Source organism: Pseudomonas sp. EL_65y_Pfl2_R96, assembly GCF_963970905.1.
Classification (GTDB): Bacteria; Pseudomonadota; Gammaproteobacteria; order Pseudomonadales; family Pseudomonadaceae; genus Aquipseudomonas.
The window spans coordinates 1-266 of the sequence record NZ_CAXAQH010000448.1; the positions used below are offsets into that span (position 1 = coordinate 1).

The 266-nt window shown below is 54.1% G+C and carries 1 protein-coding gene; it reads left to right on the forward strand.

Features of this window, described 5'->3' with window-relative positions:
- Positions 1-85: 85 nt before the first annotated feature.
- On the forward strand, positions 86-266 hold a 181-nt coding region (gene tnpB, locus AACY49_RS31515; protein WP_122722928.1), incomplete at its 3' end, for an IS66 family insertion sequence element accessory protein TnpB.

A 266-nucleotide genomic window follows, 5' to 3' on the forward strand; every position in this document is an offset into this window, starting at 1 on the left:
CGTAAGCGCTCCATGAACCCCACATTCAAAGCGCTTAGCTGATCCCGGATGCTGTGCTCCCGATTCCCTCAGGAGCCAGCCCGCCATGATGCGACCCGATGCTAAAGTCGAAAAAGTCTATCTCTACCCCAAGCCCGTCGACTTTCGAAAATCCATTGATGGCCTGGCGGCGCTGGTCGAACTGGATATCAAAGTCGCGGTATTCGACCCTGTGCTTTTCGTCTTCCTCAACAAGCCACGCAACCGCGTGAAGATTTTGTATTGGG